This is a genomic window from Paraburkholderia sp. J63 (assembly GCF_905220245.1).
Taxonomy (GTDB): Bacteria; Pseudomonadota; Gammaproteobacteria; order Burkholderiales; family Burkholderiaceae; genus Paraburkholderia.
The window spans coordinates 194,457-219,428 of the sequence record NZ_CAJMZF010000005.1 but is presented as its reverse complement, the minus strand read 5'-3'; the positions used below and the strand labels follow the sequence as shown (position 1 = coordinate 219,428).

Below are 24,972 nucleotides of genomic sequence, written 5' to 3'. Positions count from 1 at the left end.
GCTGCGGGTTGAGCGGCTGTTGCGCTACCGGGACAGTGGAACGGAACGGGTGCTCACGCAGTCTACTCCAGCATGATTGACGATCTTGCGAAGGCCGGCATGGCCGGTCCCTCCAGCCCGCACGACTCGCGCATCGTGTGGCGCGCTTACATGGCGCAGCGCGATGCGGCGCCGCTCGCCTCGCTCTTTCGCGGCGCCATCCTGACGCTGACGGCGCCGCACTACGATGCCGGGCAGCGCGCGGCGTGGGCCGCGGCGGCCGACGACCTCGACGCGTTCGACGCCCGCCTCGCGCGAGGCGTGACGCTCGTTGCCGAGTGGGCGGGCGAGCCGGTCGCATTTGGCCAGCTTTTTCCCCGCGACCACGTGGAGATGCTCTACGTCGCGCCGGGCTGGACGCGCCGCGGCCTCGCTGCCGCGCTCATCGCACGCTTCGAGGCGCTTGCGCGCGAAGCCGGGGCGAGCACGCTCGACACCGACGCCAGCGCGCTCGCGCGTCCCGTGTTCGAGCGCGCGGGTTTTTCGCTCGTCGCAGAAGAGCGCGTGCGGCGCGGCAGCGTATCATTGCCGCGTTTTCATCTTTGCAAGCCGCTCGGGGCGGCGTCTTTTTCAGGATGACTATGTCTTTGAAGGTTTCGAAACGGCTGGGTATCGCGCCCGTTCTGCTGTGCGTGGCGTTTGTCGCCGGCTGCGACAAGCAGAACGCGACGGTCTCCGATCTGAGCAAGAAGTCCGCGGATGCCGCGCAACAGGCCGCGCAGCTCGCGGCCAGCCAGGCCTCGGCGCAGGCGGCCCAGACGCTGGACAAGGCGGCCAGCTATGTGAATCAGCAGCTCGACGCGGCGCAGCGCAAGCTCGATCAGGCGGCCTCACAGACACAGGCGCAAGTTGCGTCGCAGACTCAAGCGCAGGAGCCGGGCGCCAGCGCGTCGATTGCCGCGAGCGCGAGCGCTTCGGCCGACGCCATGGCCTCGCAGGCGCGCGGGCAGTGGCAAGCGGCGGCGAGCGCGGCCCACGCGATGCTCGGCAACGCGGCCGCGGCCACCGGCACGGGCTTGTCGATGGCGGGCAGCTCGTTGCAGCGCTGGGCGGCGAGCAGCGCTGCGGCGTCCAGCGAGGCGTCGGGGTCGAACCAATGAGCGCGCGCGCCCACGGTTGACGGGCCGAATTAATGTAATTATGATGGTTACACTTTGTCTCGCCGCGATCGCTGCGGCCGGTGTGTTGTGAATACGAGTAGCCGTTTTGCGTTTGCCGTCCATGTGCTCGCGCTGCTGGCGTTGCAGGAGGGCGTGCCGCTGTCCTCGGAGATCATCGCGGGCAGCGTGAACACGAACCCCGCGCTGATCCGGCGTCTCCTGACGATGCTCGCCAACGCGGGGCTCACGGCGTCGCAACTGGGCGCGGGCGGCGGGGCGCTGCTGGCGCGCGAGCCGCGCACGATCGCGCTGCTCGATATCTACCGCGCGGTTGACGATGCGCAGCTCTTCGCCATGCATCGCGAGGAGCCCAATCCGGCCTGCATGGTCGGGCGGCACATCCAGGCGTCGCTGCGCGGCATCATCGACGATGCGCAGCGCGCGATGGAAGCGTCGCTGGCCATACGCACGCTCGCTGACGTCGTCGAGGACATGCAGCGCAATGAACGCAAGCTCGAACGGGCGCGCGTATCGAAGGCGCCGCGCCGCGCGTGAGATCGACGAAGTTGAAGCTGCGCAGGTGTAGACGAGTGCAGATAAGTACCTGACGGGGCATGGCCCCGTTTTTTGGACCCTTAACTGTAACTAATATAGTTACATAAATGTTTCGTACAGGAGTAAGGATATGAGCAAGTCACTGAAGATCGCCTTGTTTGGTGCAACCGGCATGATCGGCTCGCGCATTGCCGCGGAAGCGGCACGGCGCGGCCATCAGGTGAGCGCGCTGGTGCGTCAGCCCGAGCGCGTCGCGGCGGCGCCCAACGTCCAGGCCGCGAAGGCCGATGTGCTCGACGCCGCGAACGTGGCAGCGGCGGTGCGCGGCCACGACGTGGTCGCGAGCGCCTACGCGCCGCCCGCGAGCGAACTCGACGACCTCCAGACGGCGACGCGCGCGCTCATCGAAGGCACGCGTGCCGCAGGCCTCAAGCGCCTCGTGGTGGTGGGCGGCGCCGGCTCGCTCGAAGTCGCGCCGGGCGTGCAACTCGTCGATACCGAAGGCTTCCCCGATGCCTACAAGCCGATCGCGCTCGCGCATCGGCTCGCGTTCAACCAATACCGCGCGGTGACGGATCTGGACTGGACTTTCTTCGCGCCCGCCGCGCTGATCGCGCCGGGCGAGCGCACCGGCACGTTCCGCACGGGCGCCAATACGTTGATCGTCGATGCGCGCGGAGAAAGCCGTATTTCCGCCGAGGACTATGCCGTCGCGTTCGTCGACGAGCTGGAGCAGGGCCGTTTCATCCGCGAGATCGCAACCGTGGCTTATTGAACGGCGCAGCGGCTCGATCAGTGGGCAAGCGGCGGGGCAGCGGTCCGATGCCCCGACCGCAACGGGCGGCCCGGCGCGCAACGAAACGCGCCGGGCCGCCATTCCGCTTGCATGACGCCTGCATGACGCTTGTGTTCTGTTAAGCACACGCGGAGCGTGCCCGCGCCGACTGCGGCTACACTGAAGCGTTCTGATCTTGCCCCTTCGTCATGATTTCACGCTCCGGACAGGACGATGCGGGCGCGCAACCGGCCCTCGCGTCCTTGGCGACGAATGGCGGGCCGTATCCACGCGCCGCCGGCACGACGCATCGCCTGCGCGGGATGTGGCGCCACGCATTCGTGCTATGCGTATGGGTTGCGCTTTGCCTCGCCGCGGGCCTGCCCGTGAACGCGCGCGCAGCCGGCCCCGCGGCTGCTCCCGTGCCGGTGCTGCCCGCGTTGCAGAGCCTCATCACGGGTGCGCCGGCGGCGGCATCGGGCGCCTCGGCGGCGCAGGCGGCTTCCGCGCCCTCGGCGGCGAGCCAGGCCGAATTCACACGTTCGCTCGACAGCGTGATCGCCACGCTCGATAACGATCGCCAGCGCAATGCGCTCGTCTCCCAGCTCAAGAAGCTGCGCAGCGCCTCGCAGAATGTCGCGCCCGCGCCGGCCTCCGGCGCCGCCGAGGCCACCTCGGGCCTGCTTGGCGCGATTGCCTCGGGTCTTGCTTCGGTCGAGTCTGACGCGCGGCGCGGACGCAGTCCGCTCCATTACTGGGCTGGCCGCTTCAGCGCGGCCGGCGTGGAGCTTTACGCGCTCGCATCGGGCGGCGAGGGCGAGAGTCCGGGGCGCATCGTCTTCGACGCGTTCGCGATGCTGCTCGGCTGGGGCGCGTGCGCCGCCGTGCTGCGCTGGCTCGAGCGCCGGCTGTTGCGGCGCCTGTCGATGGCGACGGGGCTGCGGCCCAATCCCACCACGCTCGAACTGGTCTTCTTCGCATTGCACCGCGTGGCGCCATGGGCCGTCGCGTTCGTCGGCGCGTTCGTGGTCGAGCGCTCGCTGCCCCAGGCGCTCGGGCGCACGGTGGGCGTCGTCATCGCCTACGCCATGGTCGCGGGCGCGGTGTTTTCGGCGATCTGCCTGATCATGTTCTCGCTGTTCGGCGCGGGGCATCGTCGCGTGGCGGTGTACGTGCTGATTCGCGACTCGCGCCGCCTGCTGTTTGCGATCGGCGTGCTCGCGGCGCTCGGCGACGCCGCCACCAATTTCGAAGTCGCGCATCAGCTAGGCGTGAGTCTCGCGGCGCTGGTCTCGACCTTCGCGAACATGACCGCCGCCGTGCTCACGGCCGTGTTCGCGATCGCGTTCCGGCGCCCGGTCGCGCATCTGATTCGCAACCGCAGCTACACCCTGCGCCACGACCACAAGGCGCTCACCGAAATCTTCGATGTGCTCGCCTCGCTCTGGCAATTGCCGATGCTGCTGCTCGCCGCCGCGTCGATCGTCGCGACGCTCGGCGGCCTGAGCAGCAACGAGAACGTGCTGCAGATCTCCGTCGTCACGGCGCTTTTGCTCGTGCTCGCGTTCTTCCTCTCGGCCGTAATCATGCGCATCACGCGGCCCGACCCCATGCGGGTGCGGCGCCGCTCGCCCTACCTGCGCCGCCTCCTGCGCTTCGTGGGCACGCTGCTCGTGCTGTTCGTGTGGCTCGCGTATTTCGAGTCGTGCGCGCGTCTGTGGGACATCTCGCTCGCAGCGATCATCGAGGCGAGCGTGGCCGCGCGCGGCATCGCTCACGCGATCTTCGCGATTCTCGCGACCGTGTTTCTCGCGTGGCTCGTGTGGATCGTGCTCGACACCGCGATCCTCGAAGCGCTCAATCCAGGCAGCCCGCGCACCAAGGGCCGCGCGCCCAGCACGCGGGCGCGGACCATGTTGCCGCTCGTGCGCAATGCGCTGCTCGTGACGATCCTCACGGTTGCGGGCATCGTCACCGCCGCGAATCTCGGCATCAACGTGACGCCGCTGCTTGCGGGCGCGGGCGTGATCGGCCTCGCGATCGGCTTTGGCGCGCAGTCGCTCGTGACCGACCTCATCACGGGCCTGTTCATCATCATCGAAGAGACGATCTCGGTGGGCGACTGGATCGATCTCGACAACGGCCATGCGGGCACGGTCGAGCATCTGTCGATCCGCACGGTGCGGCTGCGCGACGGGCAGGGCGCGATCCACTCGATTCCTTTTTCGCAGATCAAGATCGTGAAGAACCTCTCGCGCGATTTCGCGTTCGCGGTGTTCGACGTGCGCGTGCCGTTCTCGGTCGATCTCGATACGGTCACGCGCATCATTCGCGAGACGGGCGCCGAGCTCGTCGCCGATTTCCGTTACCGGCGCGAGATTCTGGGCCCGGTCGAAGTCTGGGGGCTCGACCGCTTCGAGCCGAACTGGATGGTCGTGAAAGGGCAGATCAAGACGCGTCCGCTGCAGCAGTGGAGCGTGGCGCGCGCGTTCAATGCGCGGCTCAAGCGCCATATGGACGAGGCCGGCATCGAGATGCCGGTGCCGCAGATGCAGGTGCATATGTCCTCGCGCAGCGGCGACGATGAAGTGAGCGACGAGGCGCGCGCGGAGGAGCAGGGGGACGGCGGGCCCGCTCACGGTGGTGCGCACGCGGACACGCTCGCGGGTGGCGTCACGCGCGACGCCTCGCACGAGCCGCGTCCGGCGCCGCCGCCCACGGCAGGGCCCGAGGGCGCGCCGCCGCAGATTCCAACCGCAGGCGGGGCCGGCGGACACAACTGAAACCAGGAGGACGTTGGGAGTGGCGTTCGGTTCTGCCGTTATCGGGCGAGGATGGGTGACCCGCAGGCTTCGGCGGATACGAGCGGCACGACGTCGTTCACGTGCGTGGCGATTTGCGCTTCCGATACCCCATAGACGTGCAGCGAAACGCACGTTCCAGCGCTGTCGTTCGAGAGCCGATGAATGTTCGTGCGCCCGCGCCCACCGAAGCTGATGGCGCCTGCCGCGCGCGGGTGAGCGCGTACCGCGTCGGCGCCCTGGCGCGCTTCGTTCCACGCATAGAGCGTTTCGGTCAAGGTCCCTTCGAGCACCGCATAGCCGCACCACGTGTGATGCGCGTGAATCGGGCTCGCATGGCCCGGCTGCCAGACTAGCGCGGCGACCGCGTAGCGTCCATGCGGATCGGCCGCGATTAGATGGCGCCGATACGTCTCGACACTACCTTTGCGCTGCGCGGCCGTGACGAGTGCCGGGTCGGCCAGCGCCTGGGCGAGCGCGGCGCGCACACCGCGCGCAAAGGCCCCGCAGCGCGACGGATCGGTGGACGCGCCCAGCGTGCCCTGTGTATGGAACGCATCGAAGGCCGCATCGAGCGCGGCGCACAAGCGCGCGACGGCATCAGCATGCTCATGAGCCGTGCCGGCCACGTCGGCCATGCCAGAGGCACGAATGGCCTCAAGCAGCAGGGGTTCGGAAGGGGCGTTCATCGCGGGTCTCTTTTGTCGTCGTTCTAACAAAAGAGTTATAGCGTTCGGCCCCGAGAAAGAGTTTCCATTCTTTTTCCCCGTTGCGGCGTAAGATAGAAGAAATTTCTATACGACGGGGAGAATGAGAATGGATATCATCGATAGAAAGCTGGTAGAGCTGTTGCAGCAAGACGCGACCATGCCGGTCGCGGAACTGGCGCAGCGCGTGAATCTTTCGCAGACCCCGTGCTGGAAGCGGGTGCAGCGACTCAAGGAAACCGGTGTGATCCGCGCCCAGGTGGCGCTGTGCGATCCGAAGAAGCTCGGCGTGGGCACGACGGTGTTCGTCGCCGTGCGCACCAATCAGCACACCGAGGCGTGGGCGCAGACCTTCACGCGCGCGGTGCAGGAGATTCCCGAGATCGTCGAGGCGTATCGCATGAGCGGCGAGACCGATTATCTGCTGCGCGTGGTGGTCTCCGATATCGACGACTACGACCGCGTCTACAAGCAGTTGATTCGCGCCGTGCCGCTGTTCGACGTGAGCTCCAGCTTTGCGATGGAGCAGATCAAGTATTCGACGGCGTTGCCGGTGCGCGGCGTTTGAGCGGCTACCGGCATCGGGCAGCGGCTAGATGCATCGGGATGCGCATGGAAATTCGCATCGTAATTTTGCCCGCAAGCCGTCTGCAAGGCGCTGCGGCGTAGAATGCCCGTTTCTCTTTTCATCTCCGGAACAGGCACGATCCATGAACGAACCGCGCAAGAAGAACCCCACCCTTGGCGTTGCCGTGATGATGGTGGTGGTGGTGCTCATCGTGATCGGGACCGTGCTCTTCAACGCGATGCGCAGCAAGCGCGAGTACGACGAGACCGTCGGCGCACAGGCCACGAGTGCCGCTGCGAGCGCAACGGCCAGCGCAGCGAGCGCCGCGGCGCAGTGAGGTCAGCGTGGCGATGCGCAGCCCGGCGCGCTGAGCGCCGGCGCGGCTAGAAACGGCGGCGGCATAGCTGGCCGCCGTCGCGTTTTCACTCTTCGGGAAGCCGGATCACGCTCGCGTCCCTGCGAAGGATCCAGGACGCCGCGAGCATCTGCTTGCAGTGATGCGCGAGCAGCTTTACGTCCTGCGCGAATTCGCTGGCGGGGCCGAGCGCGCGCTCCGTCTCCACCACCATCGTGTCGAGTTCGCGGGTCTCGCGCTTCGTGATCTCGGTTTGATCGTCGGGGATCGGCGTGCCCGCCTCGGCGGCGACCAGGTTCTCGCGCACGCAGTTGAGCGCGCGTTCGAGCGCATCGAGCCTCGCGCCCGGCGGCGCATTGGCCGTATCGCGCAACAGCGGCGCCGTGGCCGTGATCTGCGAGGCCAGCACGTGGCCGCGCACGAGCAGGTCGTTGAGCTCGGGCACGAACTTTTGCGCCGACTTCGGTTCGAGCATCATGCGCTGGAACGCCTGGCCGAGATTGGCGAAGGCGATGTGCACGTTCTTGCGCGCAAGCCGGTAGCGGAAGTCGCGCGCGAGCGCGGGGACCGCGGCGCCCGCCGATGTCGATGGTGTGGCGCTGGCTTGCGTATTTGTCTGGCCGGCTTTAGCGGACGCCTTGGCGCTACCCGTCGACGCGGTTTGGCCGCTCGCGGCTGGCGGCTGTGTTTCGGCTTCGAGCGCGACGTCGGCTAGTTCAGCGGCTTGTTCATCGGCGCGCGCGGCTTGTGCGGTCCCTGCGATTTTCGCGGCTTGCGCCATGTCGCGAGATGCTGCGTGCTCCGGCACCTCCGCCACCGGTACCTCCACCACGGGCGCGCCGCTCGAAGCCGTCGCGAACGCCGGCACCCGCGCGGCCGCTTCGGTGGGTGCCGGCCGCGCGAACGCGGGCTGCGCGTTGCGCGTGCGTCCGCTCCACCACCAGCTCGCTTCCAGATAGCTGCGTGTCGCGGCGATCATGTCGTTCACGAGCTTGCCCATCAGCCGGTATTCCCAGTACGGGAACAGATGGCTCGCGCCAATCGCGATCATGCAGCCGACGACGGTGTCGATCGCGCGCTCTCCGATGATGCGCATATTGCCCGGTGCGAGCAGATGGAACATCAGCAGCACATAGGCCGAGGTGAACACCACGCTCGCCGTGTAGTTGAAGAGCAGCAGGCTGTAGCTCATCACCATCGCCGCGAACATCGAGACGAGCAAGACGAGCGGCTGCTTCACGAGCAGGATCAGCGCGATGCTCGCCACGCAGCCGATCAGCGTGCCGACGATACGCTGCGCGTTGCGCTGGCGCGTGAGCGAGTAGCCGGGCTTCAGAATGATGATGCTCGTCATCACGATCCAGTAGGCGTTCGTGAGCGGCAGCAGACGGCCGAGCCAGAAGCCCACGGCCACGGCGATCGTCACGCGCAGCGCGTGGCGAAAGCTCGGCGAGGCCATCGTGAGATTCGAAAAAATCTGCAGGAAGGGCACGCGCCGGCTCGTCACGAAGCGTTCGAGCGCCTCGTCGATGCGCAGCTCCGTCTCCGTGGTGGGCACGTCGTTCGCGAGGTTGCGGCGCATGCGGTCGATCAGGCGCGTCGCGCTCCAGATGCGGCGGAACGAGGACGAGATCGCCGTCCAGGCCTCGGGGTCTTCAGCCGGCAGATCGCGCTTCTTGAGCAGTTCGAGTTCGTACTCGATCGCGCGCAGTTCGGCCTTCACGTTGACGGGCGCGCGCGGCGCCTCGTTTTGCAGCACGGCGAGGCCGATGTCCTCGAGATCGGCCGCGGCCTTGCGGATCAGGTCGCGGTAGAACGCGAGCAGGTCCGAGCCGCCGAAGGTGTTGCGCACGAGCGGGTAGTCGGTGTGCGCGCCCACGAACAGCTCGTGCAGATCGACCGTGTTGATGAACAGGTTGAAGTGCATCGCGCGGCGCGCATCGATCTTGCCGCTCCTGAACTTGGGCAGATTGCGCAGCACGATGTCGCGCGCCGCGTCCTGGCGCTCGACCGCCGCGATCTGTTTGGCGACGAGGTTGCGGTAGCACTCGTCGAGATCGTTATCGAGGTCGAAGAACTGCGCGCGCGCGAGCAGATAGTCGGCGCACGCGAACACGCTCTCGGCGATCGCCTGCTGCTCGATGCGGTCGACCATCAGACGGCTCACGAGCGTCGACCAGCCCGTGTACCAGAGGCCGCCCAGCAGGATCCACAGCGCATTGACGAGCGCCTGGTGCGGCGTGAAATGGTCCTCGAGCGTCATCACCATCATGAACAGCGTGGCGAAGCTGATCTGCGGCCAGCGGTTGCCGTAGACGACGATCAGCGAGAGCACGAAGGTGAGCGGCACGACGGCGGCCCAGAGCGCGACCGGGCTGAAGGTGGCGAGGCCCGTGGCATAAGCGGAGAGAAAACCGATCACGCTGCACGCGAGCATCTCGTTGCGCTTGTACTTGAGCGGGCCCGGCATGTCGACCACGCAGGCGCCGAGCGCGCCGGTCGAGATGGTGAAGCCCAGATCGCTCTTGTCGAAGACGAACAGGCACAGGATGGCCGGAAGCGAGATGCCGACCGCGATGCGCAAGCCGCCGTAGAAGTATTGGCTATAAAGGAACTTCCTGATTTCTACGGAGTAGCGCATCGACTGCCGGTGATGTTCGGATGCGGACGGTGCGCCGCGGACTGTGGCGGTGAGTTTAAATGATTTCGGGTGCGATCTGCCCGTCTCTGTATTCCAGGCATGGTAAGGCCGCGGCGGGCGCGCGGCGCTTCAGTCCACGGTCAGTCCATGCCCAGCGTGGAGGCGTCGCCGAGCAGCCCGCGCGTGCCGCGGATGCGGCGCATGCGCGTGCGATACCAGAAGGTCCACGCGAGCAGCGCGCCGAACACGCTGTAGCCGAGGATCGGCGAGACGAGCAGAAAGCGCTCGATCGGCCAGGTGGCGGCGAGATACGTGCGCAAGGCGGCATCGGCGACGAGCCCGATGCCCCAGACGAGCGTGACGAGGCGCATCGCCGTCACGAAATTGCGGTTCTCGGTCCATAGGAGTTCGAGCCGCGCGACGCCCTCGCGCGTTTCGCGCGCAACCGTGGCGCGCGTCAGATAGAACACCAGCGGACGTTTCGCCAATAGCGAGAACAGGAACGCGGTGCCGATCGCGCCCGAGGAGAAGCTCTCGCGCATCAGCAGCATGCGCGTGCTGCCGCCGAACGCCATCGCGGCGAGCGAGAGGACGATGCCGAGCAGAATGACCGCCGAAAGGGCGTCGACGCGCCGAAAGCGCACGAGTTCGACGATGCTCCAGGCGAGCGGCGGAATGGCCGAGGCGATGAGGCCGCCGACTTCGCCCCAGTAAGGCTGGGCGAGCCGGTACGCGATCCACGGCAGCACCAGGTTGACTGCCAGTTCGGCGACAAAGGCTGGACGCAGCTTCATGGGGGGCGCGCTCCAGAAATGGATGAATGAAGTATGGGCCTGGGGCCGGTCGTCGGCAAATCACCCTCCGATAATCGATGATACGCGCCTGCGCATATCGCGTGCCTGGGCCTCAGCGGATGGGGCCGCGTGCCCACGCGCGCCAATGGCGTTCGTGTCGCTTCGCCTTGCGCTGCGTGCCACGCGCCGCGGGCCGCCGTGTGCGACACTGCGAGGTTTGGGCCCTGCGGGGCCCGCTTCGCCGTTGCATTCCCGCCTGCCATGACTGCCCGTACACCCGTTCCGTTGCATGAAGTCGAGCTCGTTGCCGTTCGCGCTCAGGGCGCGGGCGGCCAGAACGTCAACAAGGTATCGAGCGCGATCCATTTGCGCTTCGACATCCGTGCGTCGTCGCTGCCCGAGGTGCTCAAGATGCGCTTGCTCGCGCTCGCCGACCGGCGCATCTCGCATGAGGGCGTGGTCGTCATCAAGTCGCAGGAATACCGCACCCAGGAGCAGAACCGCGCTGCAGCGCTCGAGCGTCTGGAAGCGCTCATCGACAGTGTGAGCGTGACGAGAAAAGCGCGCGTGGCGACGCGGCCCACGCGCGCATCGAAGCTGCGGCGCCTCGACGGCAAGGCGCACAAGAGCGAGGTGAAAGCGGGGCGGCGGCGCGTGATCGACTGAGCGGCGCATTGCGTTGCTGTGTGACTGACGCGACGCATTGAGCCGCCACACGCTCAAGGCGGCGCCTCGCCCAGTGGCGGTTCGCGCAAGGCCAGCGCGGGCGGGAAATCGGCGCACAGCACATGCGTTGCGCCCGCATAGTCGAGCGCGATGGCGGCGGTATAGCACAGCGCGCCGTCATGCAGCGAGTAGTGCGGTCCCATCACGGTCACGCGGCCGGGCGCGGCGAGCGCGCGCCGGAAGTATTCGCGGCGCGACCAGTTGCTGTTGGTGTCCGGATAGAACGGCGCGAGCCGGGCCGGCGGCCCCACGCCCGGCGCCGCGATCGACGGCGCGTGTTGTTCGCCCTGGTCGTTCGCCGCGAAAACGCGCAGCGCGTTGGCGCTTTCGAAGATCGCCGCCGCGGCGGCTTCGAGCGTGCCGCCTGAGGTCAGTACGCGCGCGCCGCGCAGCATGACGCGCGTGACCTCGCCGAGATCGACGCGCTCGTGCAGCCGGCTGCGGCGCTGATAGTCGGCAAAGCGTCGCCACATCGTTTGCGCGAGCGCGGGTGCGTCGGCGCTCGCTTCGCGCACCGAAGCATGCGGCTGGCCGAACCAGAAGCCCTGCACGAGATCGACGTCCGCCTCCATCACCACCATCAGCTCGTCTTCGGTCTCGACGCCCTCCGCGAGCACCATCGCGCCCGCATGGTGGAGGATCGAGACGAGATTGGCGATGAACGAGATGTGGCTCTCGCCGCTCGACACGCGCTGCACGAGCGAGCGGTCGAGCTTGACGATGTCGGGACGGTAGCGCCAGACGCGGTCGAAGTTCGAAAAGCCCGCGCCGAAGTCGTCGAGCGCGACGAGGAAGTCGCGCGCGCCCGGCGGAGGTCGGGCCGCCAGGAACGAGGCGGGCTCGTCGCCGGCGCGCTGCTCGAGCACTTCGATCACCACGCGCTCGTGCGGGAAGGCGAAGTGGCGGCACAGCCCGTCGATGGCGGCCTGGGTCGGCCAGTCTCCGGGCGTGGGGCGCGGCAGCGAGTTCAGAAACAGCCAGCCCGTTGCGATGTGCTGCGCGGTGAAGTTGGCCAGATGGAGGCAGCGCGCGAGTTCGTCGAGTTCGCGCGCGGCTTCGGACGTCGCGCGCGCGAACAGCGCGGCGGGACCGAGGCCGCCGGGCGCGGCGTCGGCGACGCGCAGCAGCGCCTCGTAGCCGACCACGCGCTGATGCGTGATCGAAAGCACCGGCTGGAAGGCGCTTTCGAGCAGCGTCCCGCGCCAGCGCGCCCGAAAGCCTCCGTCATGCGGTTCGAGGTGCGTGAGCAGTGTGGCGAGCGATGCCTGCGTGTTCGACATGGCGCTTGGGGGCGCACCTCCGCGGCGCTTGATGGGATTCGCTGGCCGGTTGCAGGCGGTCAGGCGAATGCGGATTTGACGGCACTCGCGCGCGAAAGAACCGGCACGCGGACGAACGGCAGGCAATGACGCACAGGCACGGGCGCAAGCGCGGTCTGCGCAGTACGCTTTACTGCCAGTGTACGGAGTATCGGCAAATGATGCTTGCGGGCCTGGCGTGGCGCGCAAGACGGCCGCGCGGGAACGGCGGCCGGCACTTCATGGCGGGATCGATGCGCGGCTCGCGGGACGCATGGGCTGCGCCCGGCTGGCGAGCCGCTGCTGCGCGATGAGCCGCGATATGTCGTCGGGGGATATCGCGTTAGTGAGCCGTTTCGGGCACGTCGAGGATCAGGATGATGGTCCAGTCGGCGTCGCCTTCATGGTGATACTGGCGTTCGGCCACGATGAACGGCTGCTGCTTGCCTTGCGGCCCGAGGAACAGCACGTCGCCTTCCATCGGCAGGCATTCTATGGGGGGCAGCGCGAGGACGTCGTCGCCGCTTTTGCCGCGCGGCATCAGCTTTTCGATCTTGCGGGATGCCGCTTCGGTCCATTCGATGTCGAGCTGGATGTTGCTCATGGATGTTTCTCCGCGCGCGTCGCGCACAAACGGGTGGTGAATTCGGGGTGCGCGACTTTAGCATACCCCGTGCGAAGCGACTTGCCGGTGCGCTGGCGGACGGAGCAAGAAAAAAGCCGATACCGGGGACCGGCATCGGCTCGTTCGGCACGACGTAGTGCAGCGGTGCAACGCGGCAGCACTACAACGTTGCGCGGGCCCGGCGAAGGCGGCAGGGAAGGCGGCGACGAGCGGATGTACGCCGCGTCCGCCGCTTTCGCTGCCGTCATGCGCGGCCGGTGGAACGTTACTCGGCAGCCTTGGCCGGCGCCTTGTGGTGATGCGAGTGGCCGCCTTTCTTGTGATGCGTCGCGGGCATCTCGGCCGGCGCCTGGGCGGCTGCCTGCTGACGTGCCTGCAGATCCTGCGCACGCTGCTCGACGTCGGCGGCCTTGGCGGGATCGGTGCTCATCATGACGCCATTTTCCGTTTGCGCGTAGGCAGCGCCCGTCAGAGCGGAAAGCGAAATCAGGACTGCGAGGGACACTTTTTTCATGACTACCTCCGAAGGAGCGGTTTATGGACCCAGCCGGTGCCTGCCCAAGCAGGATTGGCATGCCATTCTAACGATCAAATACTCGTTCCAGATGACATCACATCAGGCATGCGCGCGCTTGTTACACATCTTTACATATCCTCGTCGATCGTGTCGCGCATTGGTCATCGTCCGGCTTGTCACGTTTGTGCGTCACGCTTGTTCATCGCGCTTGCCTCACTCAGCAGCCTAGAACCAGCCGAGCATCCGATACACATAAAACTGCGCAATCCCAATCAATTCGTGCAACGCCGTTTCCGCATCGCGCAGATTGGCGAGGCGCGGCCAGAGACCCGTGCGCACGCGGCGCACCCCCGACACGGCCGGCACCGGATCCATCCGGAAGCGATGGAAGTCCAGCATCGCGCGTGGCATGTGATAAGCCGAGGTTACGACGAAGAGCGTGTCGGCGCGTTGGGCGTGCACGATCGGCGCGGCATTGCGGGCGTTCTCCCAGGTCGTGAGGCTGCGGTTCTCCAGCACGAGGTCGCGCTTCGCGATGCCTGCACGCACGAGCCATGGCGCGTAGGTGTCGGCCTCGCTGGCCGCGTGATGCTGCGGATTGCCGCCGCTCACGATTACCTTGCACACGCCGCCGGCCGCGAGGCAGCGCGCCTGCAGCGCCGCGGTCAGCGCGATGCGGGCATACACGTCATGCTTGGGCACGAGCGTGCCGTCGGGGCCGATGTTCGTGCCCCCGCCGAGCATGATGATCGCCGTGCGCGGGCCGAACGCCGAAGCCGGTGTCGTCGCCGGATCGTAGGGAGTGCGATAGGTTCGGGGCTGCGCGAGATCGACCAGCGGTTTGGCGAGCCACCCCGATGCGAGCAGCCAGAAAAAGACGATTGCCGCGACCGCGATGGGCCGGCGCGCGTTTCGCCACAGCACGAACAGCGCAAAAAATAGCGCAAATAATCCGAATAGAATCAATTTGAATGAGGTAACGTATTGTTTTCGGGATGATGCGTGTCAGGCGCCGGTGCGCCGCACTTTCTCGGGGCCCGAATAACCTGCAGTCCTTGCCACGGCGCTGGGAAACGGCAGGGCGCCTGGCCGCGCGTCTCGCAGCCGTTGCAGCCCTCGCCGGCATTGCGCCGCAGCAGGCGGGATGGCCGCAGGACTGCATTTTAAGAAAGAAGTGAGATGACCACGTATTCCAACGAAGCAGTACTCGAAGCGTTGCGGCGGGTGCAGTATCGGCAGGTCCCGTGGGCTCGGCGCCCTGAAGTCTTTCAATATCTGCGCGACCTGGGGCTCATGGACACCGTCAGGCAGCGCACCGTTGCTCCCGCGCCCGGCTTTCACGCGCCGGTCGATATCGCCGTGCTGACCGACAGCGGGCGCGCCGAATTCGCGCGCCTCGCCCGCGACGAACGTTCCCTCAACTGGACTGCCCAGCGCATCGCCGACTATGTGGCCGATGCCGTCGTGCAGTCGTCCGACGAAGCCGGTCAATCCGGGTTATAGCCGCGCAAAAAAAAAGCCCGTATCGAAAGATACGGGCTTACCGGAATTACTGCTGCCACGCTGTGCTTGATGGCAAAGAGTAGACACGCATCGGGCGCGGTGGTTCCCCTCATCGACACGACGATGTTGATGGCCTGTTCGCCGCGAATCCCTTTTCCGTTTTTGCCGCCTGTCGCTTGCTGATCGCCTGCGCGCCGTTCATTCGTTAGCGGCTGCGTGGCGCTTCAGGCCGCGCCGGGCGTGGCGGCGGTGCGCTACGGCGCGCGTTGTCGACGATATCACTGCGCAGGTCGCCGCGCGGCACGGGTTGCGCGGCGCCAGCGGCGCGATGGTCGTCGACGAGCCCCCACGGATGCGCACCGGTGCGCGCGACGGACAGGTGCGGCGCGCCCGGGCGCGGCGGCTGGGCCGTAGCGTCGGGCGTCAGCAAGGACAACACGAGCGGGGCCGAAAGCGCGAGAAGTGCAAGCAATGCCAGGGCGGAGAGTGAAACCATGAAGCCCCGGTTGAGGAGAGTCATGGATTTCATGGCGGCCTCCCGTCAATGCGGGTCGTTGACGTTAGTAGACATGGCTCTAAGCTAATGTCCGCCGCGAAAGCACGCTGTAAATATTGGTAAATAGATGTTTCGTACACACCGATCCCGGCGTCGCGGCGTTCAGTTGGCTCCCGAACAGGACAGCCACGAAGGGGCGGTGAAGGTTGGGCAAGTGACGATCGCGCGAGGCGGCTGAGGCGCAGCGCAGGAACGGGATGAGGAGGGCCGGCAGATCTGGCCGGATCTCAGTGGAATCGCGCGGCATGTGCCGCGGAGGTCGGATGCCGGGCGCGTGCGGCGCCCGGCGAGAAAAAACTAAAGAACGAAAAGTACAGGCCTCGTGCCGATGGCTCAGGCCATCTTGACGGGCGCGCGCCACGACTCCGGATTGGTCCAGAAGGCTCCGCGCAGACGGTCGCGGCTCGGCGGCGCCGGCGGCTTCGTGGCCGTTGCCCCGATGCGTCCGCGCAGCGAAATTTCGCGGCCGCTCGTGCCCAGGCGCTTCACGATTTCGGCGAGCGTGCCGTCGGCTTGCCACTCGTCGAAGCGGCGGCGGCAGGTCGGGGGCGAAGGGTAGCGGCCCGGCAGCTTGGACCAGCCTTCACCCGTCGAGAGTACCCAAAGCACCGCATTGACCACGGCGCGCGCTTCGACGCGAGGCCGTCCGCGCCGTTCGCTCCGTGCGGGTTCCGCACAGAACAACGCCTCGACCAGCGCCCATTCGTTGTCTCTCAAATCGTCGAACAGCATCATGTTTCACCTCAGCGAAGCTATCTCCGGTGCGCTGCCCCGCGCTGCGCACTCTTCATGTACTTCCGGCCGGCTGGCGGAGTACCAGGCGGAATCGGTTTGGACGGGCCAGTCTCGAAAAGCAGCGGACCGTCCTGCGATCCTGTACGTGCCTTAATGCGAGAAGCGTGCCAGCTCGCACGCTTTCGTCTCGAAGCCGCGTGGCGTCAAGCCCGCGCGGGTGCTTGCCAGGGCCGTATGAGACTCGAAAACGCATCATCGGGAAATCGGGACAATCACCAATCTTGTGCAAAGAAGCCCGTCGGGCGTGCGTTTGCGCCGTATTGCTGCACTGCGGCGCAACAATCGCGAGCGCCAGGGGCTGGACTTTTATGGCTGTTGTGTGGTCGGCGTCTGTCATAAAATTGCATGAAATAGCAGAATTCATGAGGCAAGCCGATGAATGTGACGTTGCGGCAGTTGCGGGTTTTCATCGAAGTGGCGCGCCTGCAAAGCTTCAGTCGGGCGGGCGACGAGATCGGACTCACGCAGTCCGCGGTGAGCCGCTGCGTGCGCGAGCTGGAAGTGGAAATGGGCGTGAAACTCGTCGATCGCACCACGCGTGAGGTTCAGCTGACCGATGTCGGCGCCAATCTGATCGCGAGCATTCCGCGCCTGATCGGCGATCTCGACGACGCGCTGCGCGAGATTCGCGAGATCGGCGAGCAGCGGCGCGGGCGCGTCGTCGTGGCGGCGAGCCCGACCGTTGCTTGCCGGCTGATGCCCGAAGTCGTGGCCGCGTGCGGGCGTCAGTTTCCCTATGTGACGCTCGGCCTGCGCGACGACGTACAGAGCGACGTGCTGCGCAAGGTGCGTTCGGGCGAGGTGGATTTCGGCGTGGTCATCGGGCCGTTTGCGGCCGAGGATCTGGAAACCGAGCTGCTGACCACCGATTCGTTCTGCGTGGTCGTGCGCGACGACCATGCGCTCGCGCGCGAGGAGGAGGTGTCGTGGAAGGCGCTCGACGGCGAGGCGCTCGTGCTGCTCGATCACGCCTCGGGCAGCCGGCCGCTGATCGACGCGGTGCTCGGCGAGCAGGGCGTGCACGCGCGCGTGGTGCAGGAGCTCGGGCATCCGGCCACGGCGTTCGGCCTCGTGGAGGCCGGGGTGGGCGTGAGCGTGCTGCCGCGCTTCGCTCTGCCGGTGCCGGCGGGCTCGTCGCTGCTCGCGCGTGCGCTCGTGCCGCGTGCCGAGCGCACCGTCGAGCTCGTGCGCCGCCGCGACCGCTCGCTCTCGCCGGCCGCCGAGGCCGTGTGGGCGCTGATCCGCCAACTGGACGCCGGCCCCGAAGAGATGCGCGGCGCATGGCGGGCGTGAAAATGCCGCGCAGGCCTCGCGCGGGCCATATTGGACGGCCTTTGCCACGCCGCCCCGCGCGCTACACTGTTGATCTTTCGCAAACGCGAATTCCCTGTCGACCCTCCTGGAAGCCTTGATGCGCGATCTCGACCTGTCTTCGCCCGCCACTTTTTCGCCTGATTCCACGGTTGTCGCATCGGGCGCCGCCCCGGTTGCGGCGCGCGACGCGGTGAGGGCGTTGCGCTCGTCGCAGATCCGCGAGGTGGCGAACGCGGGCTTCGGCGTCGCCGACGTCCTGCCGTTCTGGTTCGGCGAATCCGATCGCGTGACGCCGGCGTTCATCCGCGAAGCCGCCGCCGCGGCGCTCACGCGCGGGGAGACGTTCTATACGCACAATCTCGGCATCGCGCCGCTGCGCGAGGCGCTCGCGCGCTATGTGAGCGAGTTGCACGGCGCGACGCCGATGGAGAACGTCGCGGTCACGAGTGCCGGCGTGAATGCGCTGATGCTGGCCGCGCAGCTCGTCGTCGGCGCGGGCGACCGCGTGGTTGCCGTGACGCCGCTTTGGCCGAATCTCGTCGAGATCCCGAAGATCCTCGGCGCGACGGTCGAGACGGTCTCGCTCGGCTACGGCGAGCAGGGCTGGGCGCTCGATCTCGACAGCCTCCTGGGGACGCTCACACCCGAAACGAAGCTGCTCATGATCAATTCGCCGAACAACCCGACCGGCTGGGTGATGACGCGCGAGGAGCAGCGGGTCGTGCTGGAGCACTGCCGCCGCCACGGCATCTGGATCGTCGCCGATGAGGTCTACGAGCGGCTCTATTACGGCGAGGCGGGCGAGCGGACGGCGCCGTCGTTCCTCGATCTGGCGTCGCGCGAAGAAAGATTGATATGCGTCAACTCTTTCTCGAAAGCGTGGCTCATGACGGGCTGGCGGCTCGGCTGGATCGTCGCGCCGCGCGTGCTCATGGACGACCTCAGCAAGCTGGTCGAATACAACACCTCGTGCGCGCCTTCGTTCGTGCAGCAGGCGGGCGTCGTCGCGCTCGAACAGGGCGAGGCGTTCACGCGTGCGTTGGTCGCCGATCTGCGCGCTTCGCGCGACCATCTCGCGGCGGCGCTCGCGAAGCTGCCAGGCGTCGACGTGAAAGTCCCGCACGGCGCGATGTACCTGTTTTTCAGGCTCGAGGGCGCGCAACAGAGCCTCGAACTCTGCAAGGCGCTGGTGCGCGAGGCGGGGCTCGGGCTCGCGCCGGGCAGCGCATTCGGACCGCAAGGCGAGGGCTTCGTGCGCTGGTGCTACGCGTGCGATCCGGCGCGCCTCGACGCCGGCGTCGAGCGTCTGTCGCGCTATCTCGCGAGCCGCTGAGCGCGGCTCGGCGGCGCGTCGGGCGCGTGCGCCACGGTGTGCGCCATGCGGGAGGCATAGGTCGGCATCGAAGCGGCGTCGCAATCCGCTTCGAAGCCGCTTCGAAGCGGATTCCAGCAGACAAAAGCAGCCCTGACGCCGTCTTTACGCCCCCGGTGTTTTTGCGTAAGATGGCGTTCAGTCACGCGATTCCCTGCGGGAATTTCGCTGCTCCGTCCGGCTGGGTCTGGCACTTTGCCTGTGCATGTGTTGTATAACGGCCCCCCGGTGCGTGCTCCCATCAATATGACCGATCAGAATCGGGCGAGCGCGTCTCCAGTTCCATATCGTCTTTCGTCTGTCTGATCCGGTTCCTTGAACCTGATTTACCTTACTTAGGGTCTGACCTGGCTGCATGAATACCCAAGAGGCGAAAATCGTCCTCGAGACTGCATTGATCTGCACGCAGGAGCCGCTGAAGATCGGCGATCTGCGCAAACTGTTTGCCGACGACATTTCGGCCGACACAGTCCGCAACCTGCTCGAAGACCTGCGGCACGAATGGTCCGGGCGCGGTGTGGAACTGGTGGGCCTCGCGTCCGGCTGGCGCTTTCAGAGCAAGCCGGCCATGCGCACCTATCTCGACCGCCTGCATCCCGAGAAGCCGCCGCGTTATTCGCGCGCCGTGCTCGAAACGCTCGCGATCATCGCGTACCGGCAGCCGGTCACGCGCGGCGATATCGAAGAGATTCGCGGGGTGACGGTGAACACGCAGGTCGTCAAGCAGCTCGAGGACCGCAACTGGATCGAGGTGATCGGCCACCGGGACGTGCCGGGTCGGCCGGCGCTTTACGCAACGACGCGCCAGTTTCTGGACGATCTCGGCTTGAAGTCGCTCGAAGAGCTGCCGCCGCTCGACGATCCGTCGAACCAGCTGGGCGAGCAATTGCTGGCTCAGCATGCGATTGAATTTCCGGACAGCGAGGTCGCGCAACTGATCGCCGCGCAAGCGCCGGAAGGCAGTGAAGCGCAGGCGCCTGGCGAATCCGGGGCGACGTCGGCCGATACGGATGTTGAGCCCGAAGTGCTTGCGCACACACCGGGCATGGCCGATGCGAACGCTCACGATGCGGCGCACGTCGACGCGCAAACGCCGGCGCACGAAGCAGACAGCGCGGCCGCGAACGTGACGGACGGCGCGCCAGGCAGCGACGTGGAAAGTAGCGCGCAACCCGGTGTGGAAAGCGACGCAGAAGGCGACGCGTTCGCCGCCCACGCGGATCTTCAAGACGAAGACGACGCCCGCGTCGATGCGCAGGACATGGAGCCCGCCCGGCACACCGCCGGCGCGCCCGAAGAAGAACACCAGAGCCGCCACGACGCGGCGCAGGACGACCCCGTCTCGACGACGGACGACGAAGCCGCTCGACGCGGCGTCTGACGCAACACACACTTTTGACGCGCCCTCCGCAAGCCATTGCGAGCGGGCGCGCAACCTGACATTTCGAGGTTGTTTTGACTGATATCCACGACACCGATTCGAACGATGCGTCCGAGTCCGCGCGTCGCGCGTCTTCAGCGCGTGACGACGAAACGCGCGCCGACCAGGGCGACGTCGCTGGCCTGCCTGCCGGCGAAGCCGGGGGCGAAGACCGTCCCCGCCGCGGCCTGCGCCGCGGTCCGCGCAGCCTGATCGCGCGCCGCCGGGCGGGCGCGAAGGCCAAGGCCGGCGAAGGCGCGGCCGAGTCCGCGTCGGACGTCGCCGCGCCGGAGGCCGGCGCCCCCGTGGTGGCGGAGGCGCCGCCGGACGGCGTCGTCGTCGCGCAGGTGCGCACGCCGCGCAAGGGCGCGGGCGCGAACGCCGGTGCAAATACAGGTGCGAATGCCGGTGCCAGCGCCGGTGCGAAAAAAGGCCGCCGCGAAGCGGCCCCGGCAGGGCAGGCGAAGCCCGCGCAAGCGAGCAAGCAGGGCGCGAAGGGAGCCGGTGGTGCCAAGGGCGGCAAAGGCCGCGCCGAGACGCCCGCCGCGGCGACCGAGAACACCCAGGACGATCTGTTCCTGTACGTGACGTCGCCGGCCTTCGACGCCGATAACGGCACGGGCAGCGGCGTGCGTGCGCCGATGCTGCGCCGTGGCCGCGTCCAGCAGGCCAAGCGCGTGCTGAGCCCCGACGACGACGCGCCGAAGCTCCACAAAGTGCTGGCGGATGCCGGCATGGGCTCGCGCCGCGACATGGAAGAGCTGATCATCGCGGGGCGCGTGTCCGTGAACGGCGAGCCCGCGCACATCGGCCAGCGCATTCTGCCGACCGACCAGGTCCGCATCAACGGCAAGCCGATCAAGCGCAAGCTGGCGAACAAGCCGCCGCGCGTGCTGCTCTATCACAAGCCGACCGGCGAAATCGTGAGCCACGCCGATCCGGAAGGCCGTCCGTCGGTCTTCGACCGTCTGCCGACGATGAAGACGGCGAAGTGGCTGGCCGTGGGCCGTCTCGACTTCAACACCGAAGGTCTCCTGATGCTCACGACCTCGGGCGATCTCGCGAACCGTTTCATGCACCCGCGCTACAGTGTGGAGCGCGAGTACGCGGTGCGCGTGGTGGGCGAGCTCACGGAAGGCAATCGCCAGAAGCTGCTCAAGGGCATCGAGCTCGACGACGGCCCGGCGAACTTCCTGCGCATCCGCGACGGCGGCGGCGAGGGCACGAATCACTGGTATCACGTCGCGCTGGCCGAAGGCCGCAACCGCGAAGTGCGCCGCATGTTCGAGGCGGTCGGCCTGATGGTGAGCCGCCTGATCCGCACGCGCCACGGCCCGATCGCGCTGCCCAAGGGCCTCAAGCGCGGCCGCTGGGAAGAGCTCGAGGACAACCAGGTGCGCAGCCTGATGGCGGCGGTCGGCCTGAAGGCGCCGACCGAGGAGAAGGGCGGCCGCGGCAAGGAGCAGGAGCGCCGTCAGCCCGATCCGATGCAGACCTCGATGGGCTTCATCAACCGCGAGCCGGTGTTGAGCTCGCACGGTGCGATGGGCCAGCCGCGCCAGTCCCGTCAGGGGCAAGGTCAAGGTCAAGGCCGGCGCGGTGCGGCGCAGGGCGGCTTCGGCAGCGCGATGGGCAACTTCGGCGGCGGCGCGGGTGGCTTTGGCGGCGGCGCAGGCGGCAATCGCAGCAATCGCGGCAACAACCGCACCGGTGCGCGCGACGTCGACGGCAACCGCGCACCGAGCGCGGGCAAGCGTGCGGGTGGCAATGCAGGCGGCAACAACGCCAATGCCAATCGCCGTGGGCCGGGCAACAACCCCAACGCCGGCAACGCGAACGGCAACCGTACGCCGGGCGGCAATCGCTCCGGCGGCGGCCAGCGCGGCACGCCGCGCAACCGCACGCGCGGTCACTGAGACCGGCCAGGTGCTGTCCCGCTCTTGACTGGAGGCGGCGGGACGGCCCGATGCGTAGCGCAAGCGCGCTTCATATGCGTTCGGTACGCATCCCACGAGAGGGTGCGCAAGCAGCGATCGGCGGATGTCGCTCGCTCGCTGCTTTTCCCGCCTCTTTCGCCGCCTCTTTCCCGTTAATCAGGCGCGTGCCGGAAAGCCCGTTGAAAACGCTAAGCGGGCGCGCAAACCCGTGCATCAACACCTTGTGCAATTCCGGGATCGGGCACAGGGCGCCGGGCCTCGCGCCAGCACTGGTTTGCGTTAAAGCCGAAAAAAGGCTACAATCTCGGAGTCGCTGGGCGTGCGGCTTTTATTTGCGCCCCAGGTGCGACCACCTGGCTAAGTGAGAAGATGGGCGTTTCGCCCATTTTTTTTTGGTCCGCCCGATTTGCATACTTTTAAAGCATCCTGGATGCTCTGGAAGCATCGTCGGTGCCGGAGCCGGCCTGGGTTCGTCATCGTGGGGCAAGTGCAAGAGCGCGCGCTCACCTGGCGCGCGGCCCGCGAATCCTGAATCACTGGAAGTTGCCGGCTCGCTGCGCGAACATCTGGAGCAGGCATAGTGCAACTGACGGAACTGATTGAAACCACGGTCACCGGGCTCGGTTACGAGCTGGTCGACCTCGAGCGCACCGGGCGCGGCATGCTGACCATCTACATCGATCAGCCCGCGGGTATCGCGATCGAGGACTGCGAGAAGGTCACGCGTCAGCTGCAGCACGTTCTGACGGTCGAGAACATCGACTACGAGCGCCTCGAAGTCTCGTCGCCCGGCCTCGACCGTCCGCTGAAGAAACTGGCGGACTTCGAACGCTTCGCGGGCTGCGAAGCGGTTATCACGTTGAAAAAGCCATTGGACGGACGGAAATCGTACCGCGGCATCGTGCATGCCCCGGAAGGCGAGACCATCGGTCTGGAATTCGAAGGGAAGGCGGGTCCTGCGATGCTCGATTTCACGCTCGCGGACATCGACAAAGCACGCCTGATCCCCAAAGTTGACTTTAGGAGCCGCAAACAATGAGTCGCGAAGTGTTGATGCTGGTGGATGCGCTGGCACGCGAGAAGAATGTCGACAAGGACGTGGTGTTCGCCGCCCTTGAAGCGGCGCTTGCGTCAGCCTCCAAGAAACTCTTCGACGAGGATGCGGATATCCGCGTGCATATCGACCGTGACAGCGGCGAGCACGAAACGTATCGCCGCTGGCGTGTCGTGCCGGACGAGGCGGGCCTGCAGGAGCCGGACCAGGAAATCCTGCTGTTCGAGGCGCGCGAGCAGAAGGCCGACGCGCAGATCGACGAATTCATCGAGCAGCCGGTGCCCTCGGTCGAGTTCGGCCGCATCGGTGCGCAGGCCGCCAAGCAGGTCATCCTGCAGAAGGTGCGCGACGCCGAGCGCGAGCAGATCCTCAACGACTTCCTCGAGCGCGGCGAAAGCATCATGACCGGCACGGTCAAGCGCATGGACAAGGGCAACTTCATCGTCGAATCGGGCCGTGTCGAAGCGCTGTTGCGCCGCGACCAGCTGATTCCGAAGGAAAACCTGCGCGTGGGCGACCGCGTGCGTGCCTGGATCGGCAAGGTCGACCGCACCGCGCGCGGCCCGCAGATCGAGCTCTCGCGCACGGCGCCCGAGTTCCTGATGAAGCTGTTCGAGATGGAAGTGCCCGAAATCGAGCAGGGCCTTCTCGAGATCAAGGCGGCGGCGCGCGACCCGGGCGTGCGCGCCAAGATCGGCGTGGTGGCTTATGACAAGCGCATCGACCCCATCGGCACCTGCGTCGGCATCCGCGGCTCGCGCGTGCAGGCCGTGCGCAACGAGCTCGGTGGCGAAAACGTCGACATCGTGCTATGGTCGGAAGATCCCGCCCAGTTCGTAATCGGCGCGCTCGCGCCGGCTGCCGTGCAGTCGATCGTCGTCGACGAAGAAAAGCACTCGATGGACGTCGTGGTCGACGAGAGCGAGCTTGCGGTCGCCATTGGCCGCAGCGGCCAGAACGTGCGTCTTGCCAGCGAGCTCACCGGCTGGCAGATCAACATCATGACGCCGGACGAATCCGCGCAGAAGCAGAACCAGGAGCGCACGGTGCTGCGCGACCTGTTCATGGCGCGTCTCGATGTGGACGAGGAAGTCGCCGACATCCTGATCGACGAGGGCTTCACGAGCCTCGAAGAGATCGCCTACGTGCCGCTCAACGAAATGCTGGAAATCGAGGCGTTCGACGAGGACACCGTGCACGAGCTGCGCAACCGCGCGCGCGATGCGCTGCTCACGCAGGCCATCGCGAACGAAGAGAAGGTGGAAAGCGCCGCGCTGGATCTGAAGAGCCTCGACGGCATGGACCCGGAGCTGCTGGCGAAGCTGGCGCAACACGAGATTCACACCCGCGACGAGCTCGCCGAGCTGGCCGTGGACGAGCTCACCGAAATGACGGGAATGGAAGAGGACGCCGCCAAGGCGTTGATCATGAAAGCGCGCGAGCACTGGTTCGAGTGATCTGGCAACAGGCACGCAAACCCGGGCGCGACGAGCAGGAAGCGACCATGACCCACTGAACTG

At 66.9% G+C, this 24,972-nt stretch carries 23 protein-coding genes and 1 pseudogene; 15 read left to right on the top strand and 9 right to left on the bottom strand.

The genetic code is table 11. The annotated features are described in order from the left end of the window. Positions 1 to 72: 72 nt before the first annotated feature. The 5 genes from U5775_RS08335 (at position 73) to U5775_RS08315 (ending at position 5,252) form a co-directional block, all read left to right on the top strand. The gene (locus U5775_RS08335) at positions 73 to 618 is read left to right on the top strand and encodes a GNAT family N-acetyltransferase (protein ID WP_322057639.1); all 546 of its coding nucleotides are present in this window, start codon (positions 73 to 75) and stop codon (positions 616 to 618) included. Between the two features lie 2 nt (positions 619 to 620). Further along, positions 621 to 1,139, top strand: coding sequence for a hypothetical protein (locus tag U5775_RS08330; protein ID WP_322057638.1), 519 nt, complete (start codon positions 621 to 623; stop codon positions 1,137 to 1,139). Positions 1,140 to 1,226: 87 nt separating this feature from the next. Continuing rightward, positions 1,227 to 1,694, top strand: a complete 468-nt coding sequence (locus tag U5775_RS08325) for an Rrf2 family transcriptional regulator (protein WP_322057637.1) — start codon at positions 1,227 to 1,229, stop codon at positions 1,692 to 1,694. A gap of 130 nt (positions 1,695 to 1,824) precedes the next feature. Then, positions 1,825 to 2,469, top strand: coding sequence for an NAD(P)-dependent oxidoreductase (locus tag U5775_RS08320; RefSeq protein WP_322057636.1), 645 nt, complete (start codon positions 1,825 to 1,827; stop codon positions 2,467 to 2,469). Between the two features lie 209 nt (positions 2,470 to 2,678). Continuing rightward, positions 2,679 to 5,252, top strand: a complete 2,574-nt coding sequence (locus U5775_RS08315) for a mechanosensitive ion channel family protein (RefSeq protein WP_415913537.1) — start codon at positions 2,679 to 2,681, stop codon at positions 5,250 to 5,252. Positions 5,253 to 5,290: 38 nt separating this feature from the next. On the opposite strand, the gene U5775_RS08310 is transcribed toward U5775_RS08315, so the two are convergent. Next, positions 5,291 to 5,908 carry a cysteine dioxygenase family protein gene (locus U5775_RS08310; RefSeq protein ID WP_322057705.1) on the bottom strand — a complete coding sequence of 206 codons (618 nt, stop codon included), beginning with the start codon at positions 5,906 to 5,908 and terminating at the stop codon, positions 5,291 to 5,293. A gap of 172 nt (positions 5,909 to 6,080) precedes the next feature. Between U5775_RS08310 and U5775_RS08305 the strand changes: the two genes are divergently transcribed. Beyond that, positions 6,081 to 6,545 (top strand): Lrp/AsnC family transcriptional regulator, encoded by a 465-nt coding sequence (locus tag U5775_RS08305; RefSeq protein ID WP_322057635.1) that lies wholly within the window; start codon positions 6,081 to 6,083, stop codon positions 6,543 to 6,545. 142 nt (positions 6,546 to 6,687) lie between these two features. After that, entirely contained in the window at positions 6,688 to 6,882 is a 195-nt protein-coding gene (locus tag U5775_RS08300; RefSeq protein WP_322057634.1) for a hypothetical protein, read from the top strand. Between the two features lie 85 nt (positions 6,883 to 6,967). On the opposite strand, the gene U5775_RS08295 is transcribed toward U5775_RS08300, so the two are convergent. Further along, a complete protein-coding gene (locus tag U5775_RS08295) occupies positions 6,968 to 9,541 on the bottom strand; it encodes an FUSC family protein (protein WP_322057633.1) in 2,574 nt (857 codons plus the stop codon). Between the two features lie 140 nt (positions 9,542 to 9,681). Then, on the bottom strand, positions 9,682 to 10,335 hold the full coding sequence (locus tag U5775_RS08290; protein WP_322057632.1) for a VC0807 family protein: 654 nt from the start codon (positions 10,333 to 10,335) through the stop codon (positions 9,682 to 9,684). Positions 10,336 to 10,596: 261 nt separating this feature from the next. On the opposite strand from U5775_RS08290, the gene arfB reads away from it, so the two are divergent. Continuing rightward, the gene (gene arfB / locus U5775_RS08285) at positions 10,597 to 11,001 is read left to right on the top strand and encodes an alternative ribosome rescue aminoacyl-tRNA hydrolase ArfB (RefSeq protein ID WP_322057631.1); all 405 of its coding nucleotides are present in this window, start codon (positions 10,597 to 10,599) and stop codon (positions 10,999 to 11,001) included. A 53-nt stretch (positions 11,002 to 11,054) separates the two neighbouring features. Here arfB and U5775_RS08280 read toward each other — a convergent pair whose 3' ends face one another. The 4 genes from U5775_RS08280 to U5775_RS08265 all read right to left on the bottom strand — a co-directional run bounded on the left by U5775_RS08280 (position 11,055) and on the right by U5775_RS08265 (position 14,425). Then, positions 11,055 to 12,341, bottom strand: coding sequence for an EAL domain-containing protein (locus U5775_RS08280; RefSeq protein WP_322057630.1), 1,287 nt, complete (start codon positions 12,339 to 12,341; stop codon positions 11,055 to 11,057). Positions 12,342 to 12,702: 361 nt separating this feature from the next. Further along, on the bottom strand, positions 12,703 to 12,963 hold the full coding sequence (locus tag U5775_RS08275) for a DNA-binding protein (RefSeq protein ID WP_322057629.1): 261 nt from the start codon (positions 12,961 to 12,963) through the stop codon (positions 12,703 to 12,705). Between the two features lie 286 nt (positions 12,964 to 13,249). Further along, positions 13,250 to 13,498: a hypothetical protein gene (locus U5775_RS08270; protein ID WP_322057628.1), complete on the bottom strand. Its 249-nt coding sequence runs from the start codon at positions 13,496 to 13,498 to the stop codon at positions 13,250 to 13,252. Positions 13,499 to 13,726: 228 nt separating this feature from the next. Then, entirely contained in the window at positions 13,727 to 14,425 is a 699-nt protein-coding gene (locus U5775_RS08265; RefSeq protein ID WP_322057627.1) for a YdcF family protein, read from the bottom strand. A 255-nt stretch (positions 14,426 to 14,680) separates the two neighbouring features. Between U5775_RS08265 and U5775_RS08260 the strand changes: the two genes are divergently transcribed. Next, positions 14,681 to 15,004, top strand: a complete 324-nt coding sequence (locus tag U5775_RS08260; protein WP_322057626.1) for a hypothetical protein — start codon at positions 14,681 to 14,683, stop codon at positions 15,002 to 15,004. A gap of 205 nt (positions 15,005 to 15,209) precedes the next feature. On the opposite strand, the gene U5775_RS08255 is transcribed toward U5775_RS08260, so the two are convergent. Together U5775_RS08255 and U5775_RS08250 are read right to left on the bottom strand one after the other, a co-directional pair. Then, on the bottom strand, positions 15,210 to 15,533 hold the full coding sequence (locus tag U5775_RS08255) for a hypothetical protein (RefSeq protein WP_322057625.1): 324 nt from the start codon (positions 15,531 to 15,533) through the stop codon (positions 15,210 to 15,212). A 363-nt stretch (positions 15,534 to 15,896) separates the two neighbouring features. After that, a pseudogene (locus tag U5775_RS08250) lies at positions 15,897 to 16,292 on the bottom strand (transposase); the annotation flags it as partial. A 438-nt stretch (positions 16,293 to 16,730) separates the two neighbouring features. Here U5775_RS08250 and U5775_RS08245 point away from each other — a divergent pair. From U5775_RS08245 to nusA, 6 genes are all read left to right on the top strand, one after another. Next, on the top strand, positions 16,731 to 17,648 hold the full coding sequence (locus tag U5775_RS08245; RefSeq protein ID WP_322057624.1) for a LysR family transcriptional regulator: 918 nt from the start codon (positions 16,731 to 16,733) through the stop codon (positions 17,646 to 17,648). A gap of 118 nt (positions 17,649 to 17,766) precedes the next feature. Then, positions 17,767 to 19,002, top strand: coding sequence for a pyridoxal phosphate-dependent aminotransferase (locus U5775_RS08240; RefSeq protein WP_322057623.1), 1,236 nt, complete (start codon positions 17,767 to 17,769; stop codon positions 19,000 to 19,002). Between the two features lie 394 nt (positions 19,003 to 19,396). Next, positions 19,397 to 20,422, top strand: a complete 1,026-nt coding sequence (gene scpB / locus U5775_RS08235; RefSeq protein ID WP_322057622.1) for an SMC-Scp complex subunit ScpB — start codon at positions 19,397 to 19,399, stop codon at positions 20,420 to 20,422. Positions 20,423 to 20,496: 74 nt separating this feature from the next. Next, entirely contained in the window at positions 20,497 to 22,377 is a 1,881-nt protein-coding gene (gene rluB, locus U5775_RS08230; RefSeq protein WP_322057621.1) for a 23S rRNA pseudouridine(2605) synthase RluB, read from the top strand. A 601-nt stretch (positions 22,378 to 22,978) separates the two neighbouring features. Beyond that, the gene (rimP, locus tag U5775_RS08225) at positions 22,979 to 23,437 is read left to right on the top strand and encodes a ribosome maturation factor RimP (protein ID WP_028216619.1); all 459 of its coding nucleotides are present in this window, start codon (positions 22,979 to 22,981) and stop codon (positions 23,435 to 23,437) included. Further along, positions 23,434 to 24,909 (top strand): transcription termination factor NusA, encoded by a 1,476-nt coding sequence (gene nusA / locus U5775_RS08220; protein ID WP_322057620.1) that lies wholly within the window; start codon positions 23,434 to 23,436, stop codon positions 24,907 to 24,909. Before rimP ends, nusA begins: the two co-directional genes overlap by 4 nt. Positions 24,910 to 24,972 lie beyond the last annotated feature (63 nt).